This window comes from Bradyrhizobium sp. Leaf396, from assembly GCF_001424605.1.
GTDB classification, from domain to species: domain Bacteria; phylum Pseudomonadota; class Alphaproteobacteria; order Rhizobiales; family Xanthobacteraceae; genus Bradyrhizobium; species Bradyrhizobium japonicum_C.
Window position 1 is genome coordinate 390291 of the sequence record NZ_LMQJ01000065.1, and the last position, 7006, is coordinate 397296.

The following is a 7006-nucleotide window of genomic DNA, read 5'->3' on the forward strand; positions in this document are numbered from 1 at the left end:
GAGGAGCCCGCTCTTAGGGGCCTTGGGGAGCAGAGTATGCCAGGCGTTCGTTGGGTGAGGATTGTTGGGGTGGCCTGCGCCGCGCTGTCAGCGCTGACGCTCTCCGTCACGCCAGCGGCTGCGACCTCGCGTATCAAGGATCTCGCCAACATAGAGGGTGTGCGGCAAAACCAGCTCATCGGCTATGGCCTCGTCGTCGGTCTCAACGGCACCGGCGACACGCTCAACAACATCCCCTTCACCAAGCAATCGCTGCAAGCGATGCTCGAGCGCATGGGCGTCAACATCCGCGGCGCCACGATCCGAACCGGCAACGTCGCCGCTGTGATGGTCACAGGCAACCTGCCGGCCTTTGCCACGCAGGGCACGCGCATGGACGTCACCGTCTCCGCGCTCGGCGATGCCAAGAATCTCCAGGGCGGCACCCTGCTCGTCACCCCTCTCCTCGGCGCCGACGGCAACGTCTATGCAGTGGCGCAGGGCTCGCTCGCGATCTCCGGCTTCCAGGCCGAGGGCGAGGCGGCCAAGATCGTGCGCGGCGTGCCGACGGTTGGGCGGATCGCCAACGGCGCCATCATCGAGCGCGAGATCGAGTTCGCGCTCAATCGGCTGCCGAACGTGCGCCTTGCGCTGCGCAATGCCGACTTCACCACCGCCAAGCGCATTGCGGCTGCGGTCAATGATTATCTCGGCGTCAAGGCCGCCGAGCCGATCGACCCGTCGACGGTGCAGCTGTCGGTCCCGCCCGAGTTCAAGGGCAACGTCGTCGCCTTTCTCACCGAAATCGAGCAGCTCCAGGTCGAACCCGATCTCGCCGCCAAGATCATCATCGACGAGCGCAGCGGCATCATCGTGATGGGCCGCGACGTTCGCGTCGCCACCGTTGCGGTGGCCCAGGGCAACCTCACCGTCACCATCTCCGAGAGCCCGCAGGTCAGCCAACCCAACCCGCTCTCGCGCGGCCGCACCGTGGTCGCACCGCGCAGCAGTGTCACCGTCACCGAGGACGGCAAGAAGCTGGCGCTGGTCAAGGACGGCGTCTCGCTGCAGCAGCTCGTCGACGGCCTCAACGGCCTCGGTATCGGTCCCCGCGACATGATCAGCATCCTGCAGGCGATCAAGGCCGCCGGCGCCATCGAAGCCGACATCGAGGTGATGTGATGCAAGCCTCCGCCATCAATACCCCGCGCCTCCCCAACGCTTCGGCCTTCTCGGTGGAGAGCCGCAACGGGCGGCCTGATTTCGAACTCGCCGCCGCCCTCCAGAAGGTCTCGCCGCAGCAACAGGCAAAGGCGCAGAAGATCGCCACCGACTTCGAGGCGATGTTCCTCAACAGCATGTTCTCGCAGATGACCTCGGGCCTTAAGGGCGAAGGCCCGTTCGGCGACACACCCGGCACCGGCGTATGGCGCTCGATGCTGACCGAGCAATATTCCAAGAACTTCGCCCAGGCCGGCGGCGTCGGCGTCGCGACCGACGTCTACCGGACCCTCATCCTGCAGCAGGCGAAAACGATCCGCACGGCATAAGGTCAAACGAGATGAACCATTTCAACGCCTCACGCCAGCCGATGCAAGCGCAACGCCCGACTGCCGCGGCCGGCAGCACGGAAGCACGCAAGGTCGCCGAAAACCTGATGGATGCGATGAGCGCCCTGCTCGGACTGATCGAGCGCGAGACCGAGCTCGTTCGCGCCGGCAAGGTTCGCGAGGCGATGACGCTCGAGAGCAAGAAGCAGGAGCTGTCGCGAAACTACGTCGGAGCGGTCGGCCAGTTGAAAGCCAACCAGGCCCAGCTCGCGAAATCCGCGCCCGAGCTGCTGTCGACGCTGCACCGCCATCACGATGCGTTCCGAGCGATGCTCCAGGTCAATCTCACCGTGCTCGCAACGGCGCACGCGGTCTCCGAGAGCGTCGTGCGCGGCGTCAATGCCGAGATCCAGAAGCGCAACGTGCCGAACACCTATACGGCCGCCGGGCGCAGCGCCACTCCGGGCCCGCGTCACATCACCCCGCTTGCAGTCAGCCGCTCCCTCTGAGCGCACAAGAACAAGCAACAATTTTATGAAAAACCGCGCGGCCATGGCGTCCCGCGGTTAGCTACGTTTCCTTACCGGCCGTTCAGTCCTGGTGTTCCATGCTTGCGTCATTAGAGGGGTTGGGATTTGACTCACGTTAGGCAACCAGGAGGCTGCCATGAGTACAGATTTCAGCATCCGGCCGGTGGGGATCCCGGCCCCCGCGCAGATCGTAACGACGTCCAACGCGGCGGCGAACGAGGCCGTGCAAACTGATCTGCCGGTCAGCAAGACCGTCGCCGCGGCCGATACGAGCGCGCCCGTGCGCAATGATCTGCCCCATGAGAACGTCTCACGCCAGGTCGTGTTCGACCAGGCAGCTGCATCATTCGTCTTTCAGGTTGTCAACGAGAAGACCGACGCGGTCGTCAATCAGTTTCCCGACGAAGCAATGCTGCGCCGGCGGGCCTATTTCCATGCCTTGGATAGGCAGTCCGAGCCCGCGCGCCCGCTCAGCACGGACGTCAGCGCCTGATCAACATCTGCAAGTTGGCGGCAAAGACCGGTGACGATGTCATTGATCGGTACCCTCGCCGGCATACGTCAGCGTGAGCCTTCGTGCGCAGTCGGCAAATGCTCGACCACGCCATCTCTCCGTCACGGCCGTCCCGACAGACCTGCAGCGATATTGCGGTTGATTTCGATCAGCGGGCGGAAGTGATCGAACTGCGGGCTCATCTGGAGCGCAGCGGTCTGGCTCAGCACGAACACGCTGATGTTGGCGATCTTCTGCCGGACGTCGATCGGCTGCGGATTGGTGTCACGCATCGCTTCGCTCAGGAAGATAGTCCAGAGCTTGCGGTTGAACATCAGGGCCTGCGTGGTCTGCTCGCTGAACGGATCGGCACTGTTGATCGCATCCTGAAGCTTGTTGGCGGCCTTAAGCAGGGTCTGCGCCTCGATGTCCCGAGGAGATGCGGTGGTCGTTGCAACACGCGCATAGGCCGAGGCAGCGGAATTCGACATCAATCACACCCTGGACGTTACCTAGCGCGTTGTACGCGCTTAAGGATTTCTTTCCCAACCCTAGGCAGCACCGCTTAAGATTTGCTTACGTGTGTGCTTTGGAAGTACTCCGGACAATTACGGGGCGCGGAGTTCTTCGTCAGCGCAACGCTAGCTGCACGCACGCACGATGTAAATTCGCTTGGCGCGATGCGTGGCGATCTCAGCTAATCCTGTCTTAGCGTTCTCCTTCAAAAGAAAGGCGGAGCGTTAGCTCCGCCGCGAATTCTCCGATGACGAACTTGCGCTCGCGAACTAGCGGAGCAGCTGCAGCACGCTCTGCTGCGACTGGTTGGCCAGCGACAGAGCGGAGACGGCGATCGACTGGCGGGTCGAGAGCGCCTGGCTGTTCGCCGCTTCCTCATTGGTGTCGGCCAGAGTCAGGTTGGCCGAGCCGGTCTGCAGCACATTGATCAGGTTCTTCGAGAAGTCCTGACGCACCTGCACGATCGACAGATTCGAACCGAGCGTCGAGCCTTCCGAACGTAGCGTGCTCGAGGCCGCATTCAGGCTGGCCAGCACCCGGTTGGTGGCGCCGTTGTCGATGAAGTCGACGCCGTTGACGAGATTGCTCAGGCCGAGGCCCGCAGCGTTGAACACCACGCCGTTGATGCTCAGCGTGGAGCTGCCGGTCTCGTTGAAGACGAGCTTCAGAGTGTCGCCGTTGAGCAGGTTGACCCCGTTGAAGGAGGAGTCCTGCGATGTCGTGTCGATCTGGGCGAGAATGTTGTTGAACTGGTTGACCAGGTTGGAGCGCGCGGTCTGCGCCACGGGATCCTGGACCGGCGGCTGCGCGGTCGTGAAGGCCAGAACGCCGGTGATCGTGCCGCCGACTGCGCCGCCGGCGAGCGTCGAGCCGAGCGTCGAGGAGGCATATTCGTTGACAGTGGTCACCGTGAGCACGCCGTTGGCATCGATCGTCGCCGTCAGATGGTTGGCCTGCAGCTGCGCGTTGAGCTGGTCCAGCGTCTTGACCGTGCCGTTGGTGCCGTCGCCGAAGGTGACGTTCACCGGTGTGCCGCCGTTGAACGAGGTGAAGGTCAGCGTCTTGCCGCTGATGCCGCCGACGCCTGAGGTGCGGGCCGCGGTAAATGCCGTCGCCGTTCCGGTGTTGCCGCTGAGGCCGAATGCACTAAGCGCATTGCCGGTGCCGGTGATCGAGAGATCGGCATTGACGCCGGTGGACAGCGCGAGCTGACCGCTGCTGTTGACCGACGACGGGATCTGGCCCGAAGTGGTCGACAGCGTCGCCGCGCCGTTGAAGATGCTTGCGGTCTTGACGCCGGTCGCGAGGTCGATGGCGTTGAGCAGATCGGTCAGCGTCGCGCTCTGAATGTAGACCGTCGAGTTGCCGTTGCCGTCGGTCACGATGTTGCCGCTGACGCCGCCGGACGTCACGCTCGTCGCCGATTGCGGCGTTTGCGCGTTCTTGAAGGTGATGGTGTGGCCGTCGATGTTCAGCGTCGAGCCGTCCTTGACAAGGGTACCGAGCGAACCTGCGGTGGTCGACCGGGCCGCGGTGACGTTGGCATTGCCAGCGCCCGTTGCAGCCGTCAGACCGAGCGCCTTGAGGAAGTCGGCCTTTCCGGTCACGCTCAGATCGGCGCCGGTCGAGCTCTTCAGCGTCACCTGGCCGCCCGTGATGGACGATGCCACCTGAAGCGTGCCGACGGGACCAGCCGCACCGCTGACGGCGATGGTCGCAGCGCCGGCGCTGATCGTCGCGCTCTTGACGCCGCTCGCCAGGTCGATCGCGCTCAGCAGGTCGTTGACGGTGCCGGTGGGCGCAGCCCCCGTCCCCATGTAGATGATCGAATTGCCGTTGCCGTCGGTGGCGATGTGGCCGGTGGCATCCAGGCCCCACCCGGTCGGCTGCGTCGCAGGCGCCGCGCCGGTCCGGAAGGTGATGGTCTTGCCGTTGACCGTGATCGAATCTCCGTCGGCTGGCGACGAGCCGAGCGTGCTGGCTGGCGTGGAGCCGATCAGGGTGGCGGTGCCGGTCAGAGCAGTGGTGCCGTCGGCCGCGTTGACGGCAGAGCCGGTCAACGTGCCCGCAGTCGAGCCCAGTGATGCACCGAGTGCGGCGGCCGCCGTCACCGGCGTCACACCGCCGGGTGCACCGGTGTAGAGCACGTTGCTGTTGGCGGTCGCGCTCGCATAGGATGTCGTGCCGCGCAGATCCGCCGGGGTCGCGCCGGGAATGGTGGTCGAGACGTTCGATTTCGTGGAATAGCCGACTGTGGTCTGCAGCGCCTGGTTGGCGATCGATTTCGCGCTGTCGATCAGCTTCTGCAGCGAGGTAATGCCGGTGTTGGCGGCCTGGAGCACCTGCACACCGTTGTTGATGCCGTCGAGCAGGTTGCTGATGTCGCTCGCCCGGTTGTCCAGCCCCTGCGCCGTGAAGAAGTTGGTGGGATTGTCGAGCGCCGTATTGACCTTCTTGCCGGTCGCCAGCCGCTCCTGCGTCGTGGCCAGCAAGTCGGCCGTCGACTGCAGCGACAACAGGTTCTGGCGAACGGACGCCGAGAGAACGATGTTGGACATTGGCGAGTCTTCCTCTTCAACCGGATACGAATCGGCCGCGGACTGGAAAGCGGGCCTTTTGTCCAGTTTTAGGAGGTGTCCTTTAAAGTATGGTTAACGACGGTTTAAGGGATAGGGTTAACCGCCGATGAACGCCCCTTCCTGCCCGCGGACGCAAAGAAAAAGCGGCGGGGCAATAGGCCCCGCCACTCAATTTTAATCAGTGATTTCCGCTACTTATTAGCGAAGCAGCTGGAGCACGCTCTGCTGCGACGTGTTGGCCAGCGACAGGGCGGAGACCGCGATCGACTGGCGGGTCGACAGTGCCTGGCTGTTGGCCGCCTCGACGTTGGTGTCGGCCAAAGTCAGGTTGGACGAGCCGGTCTGGAGCACGTTGATCAGGTTCTTGTTGAAGTCCTGACGGATCTGCACCACCGAGAGGTTCGAGCCGAGGCTCGAGGCCTGCGAGCGCAGCGTGCTCGAGGCGGCGTTGAGGTTGGTCAGCACCCGGTTGGCGGCGGCGTTGTCGATGAAGTCGACGCCAACCGTCAGCGAGGCGAGGCCGAGACCCTTGGAGTTGTAGGTCACGCCCGTAATGTTCAGGCTCGACTTGGCGGTCTCGTCGAACACCAGCTTGAGCTGGTCGCCGTTCAAGAGGTTGACGCCGTTGAACGAGGAGTCCTGCGCGGTCGTGTCGATCTGGTTCAGGATGTTGTTGAACTGAGAGACCAGATTAGCACGTGCCGTCTGGGCGACGCCATCCTGGACGGGCGTGGACGCCGTCGAGAAGGTCAGGGCCGAGGTCAGCGTGCCGCCGATCGCTCCGCCGGCCGCCGTCGAGCCGAGAGTCGAGGATGCGTAATCATTGGACGCCGTGATCGTGAGCAGGCCGTTGGCGTCGATCGTCGCAGCCAGGTTGTTGGCCTGCAGCTTGGTGTTGAGCTGATCGAGCGTCTTGACCGTGCCGTTGGTGCCGTCGCCGAAGGTCACGTCAACCGCCGTGCCACCGTTGAAGGAGGTGAAGGTCAGCGTCTTGCCGGCGATGCCGCCGATGCCGGAGGTGCGTGCCGCAGTGAAGGCGGTCGCGTTGCCGGTATTGCCGGCGAGACCGAACACGTTCAGGGCATTGCCGGTGCCGGTGATCGACAGGTCGGCGTTGACGCCGGTCGAGATCTTGAGCTGGCCTGACGAGTTAATCGTCGACTTCGACTGCCCCGAGGCGGCCGCAAACGTCGCGGTGCCGTTGGCTGCGATGGTCGCGGTCTGCACGCCGGTGGCAAGGTCGATCGCGTTCAGCACGTCGGCAACCGTGCCGGCCTGCAGATAGACAGTCGAATTGCCGYCGCCGTCGGTGACGACCGCACCGCTCGCGCCGTAGCCGGTGGGAACGGCCGGAGCACC

7 protein-coding genes are annotated in these 7006 nt (G+C 64.1%); 4 read left to right on the forward strand and 3 right to left on the reverse strand.

Annotation, left to right across the window (positions count from 1 at the left end; genetic code table 11):
* Nucleotides 1-36 precede the first annotated feature (36 nt).
* From ASG57_RS34870 to ASG57_RS34885, 4 genes are all read left to right on the forward strand, one after another.
* Nucleotides 37-1161 carry a flagellar basal body P-ring protein FlgI gene (locus ASG57_RS34870; RefSeq protein WP_024341033.1) on the forward strand — a complete coding sequence of 375 codons (1125 nt, stop codon included), beginning with the start codon at nucleotides 37-39 and terminating at the stop codon, nucleotides 1159-1161.
* On the forward strand, nucleotides 1161-1529 hold the full coding sequence (gene flgJ, locus ASG57_RS34875; RefSeq protein WP_024341034.1) for a flagellar assembly peptidoglycan hydrolase FlgJ: 369 nt from the start codon (nucleotides 1161-1163) through the stop codon (nucleotides 1527-1529). The genes ASG57_RS34870 and flgJ overlap by 1 nt, the downstream gene beginning before the upstream one ends.
* 11 nt (nucleotides 1530-1540) lie before the next feature.
* Nucleotides 1541-2038: a hypothetical protein gene (locus ASG57_RS34880; RefSeq protein ID WP_024341035.1), complete on the forward strand. Its 498-nt coding sequence runs from the start codon at nucleotides 1541-1543 to the stop codon at nucleotides 2036-2038.
* A gap of 157 nt (nucleotides 2039-2195) precedes the next feature.
* A complete protein-coding gene (locus ASG57_RS34885) occupies nucleotides 2196-2552 on the forward strand; it encodes a hypothetical protein (protein WP_024341036.1) in 357 nt (118 codons plus the stop codon).
* Nucleotides 2553-2674: 122 nt separating this feature from the next.
* On the opposite strand, the gene flaF is transcribed toward ASG57_RS34885, so the two are convergent.
* The 3 genes from flaF to ASG57_RS34900 all read right to left on the reverse strand — a co-directional run.
* A complete protein-coding gene (gene flaF / locus ASG57_RS34890; RefSeq protein WP_024341037.1) occupies nucleotides 2675-3043 on the reverse strand; it encodes a flagellar biosynthesis regulator FlaF in 369 nt (122 codons plus the stop codon).
* 294 nt (nucleotides 3044-3337) lie between these two features.
* A complete protein-coding gene (locus ASG57_RS34895; protein WP_024341038.1) occupies nucleotides 3338-5626 on the reverse strand; it encodes a DUF1522 domain-containing protein in 2289 nt (762 codons plus the stop codon).
* A 219-nt stretch (nucleotides 5627-5845) separates the two neighbouring features.
* Nucleotides 5846-7006 (reverse strand): DUF1522 domain-containing protein (locus tag ASG57_RS34900; RefSeq protein ID WP_156402908.1); only part of this gene is annotated, 1161 nt, incomplete at its 5' end.

What these genes read in the sequence shown, in the direction of transcription:
- ASG57_RS34870 (WP_024341033.1), top strand. Translation starts at nt 37, where the DNA reads ATGCCAGGCGTTCGTTGGGTGAGGATTGTTGGGGTGGCCTGCGCCGCG.
- flgJ (WP_024341034.1), top strand. Translation starts at nt 1,161, where the DNA reads ATGCAAGCCTCCGCCATCAATACCCCGCGCCTCCCCAACGCTTCGGCC.
- ASG57_RS34880 (WP_024341035.1), top strand. Translation starts at nt 1,541, where the DNA reads ATGAACCATTTCAACGCCTCACGCCAGCCGATGCAAGCGCAACGCCCG.
- ASG57_RS34885 (WP_024341036.1), top strand. Translation starts at nt 2,196, where the DNA reads ATGAGTACAGATTTCAGCATCCGGCCGGTGGGGATCCCGGCCCCCGCG.
- flaF (WP_024341037.1), bottom strand. Translation starts at nt 3,043, where the DNA reads ATGTCGAATTCCGCTGCCTCGGCCTATGCGCGTGTTGCAACGACCACC.
- ASG57_RS34895 (WP_024341038.1), bottom strand. Translation starts at nt 5,626, where the DNA reads ATGTCCAACATCGTTCTCTCGGCGTCCGTTCGCCAGAACCTGTTGTCG.